This window comes from Yersinia thracica (genome assembly GCF_902170565.1).
Lineage (GTDB): Bacteria > Pseudomonadota > Gammaproteobacteria > Enterobacterales > Enterobacteriaceae > Yersinia > Yersinia thracica.
Map to the genome: position 1 here is coordinate 1 of NZ_CABHXX010000106.1, position 523 is coordinate 523.

A 523-nucleotide genomic window follows, 5' to 3' on the forward strand; every position below is an offset into this window, starting at 1 on the left:
CTACAATATTCATTGATATACTAATCGGATCTTGAATGTATATATCCATCTTAATGTGCTCCTACATAGCGGGCATGAATAATGGTAGGAAGTTCTCCTGCAGCACGTGCTGGTTTAAATTCCAATTGCCATCCATCAACTATAATTCTTTCATTATATCGGATTTTATTCTTAGTTGCTGTATTAACAGCAGATTGAAAACTCTTAAGTTCAATCTGACTGGTTAATCTTACAGCCTCGGGAGTGTGTGTAATCGCTTTGGAAGCAACATATTCAGCCATATGTTCCGTTGCATTGCCATGAACCCAGACTTTTTGGCCATTTGGTAATGTCATCTCAAACGATTTAGGGATCACAGATCCTGGATATACAGGCTGAGTTCCTTTAATTGAATCAAAAACAGTTCCCGTCGTCCCATTAAGCCTAAACTTCTCAACCTGCCGACTGGCAAACCGGGCGCTGCCTTTTGCTACCGCGCCTACACCGGCAACATAACCGCCATATTCAACCAGCAGTTTACCCG

At 41.9% G+C, this 523-nt stretch carries 1 pseudogene; it reads right to left on the minus strand.

Annotated features, from left to right (window positions below):
* Nucleotides 1-50: 50 nt before the first annotated feature.
* Nucleotides 51-523, minus strand: a pseudogene (locus tag FTA91_RS15570) (VENN motif pre-toxin domain-containing protein); the annotation flags it as partial.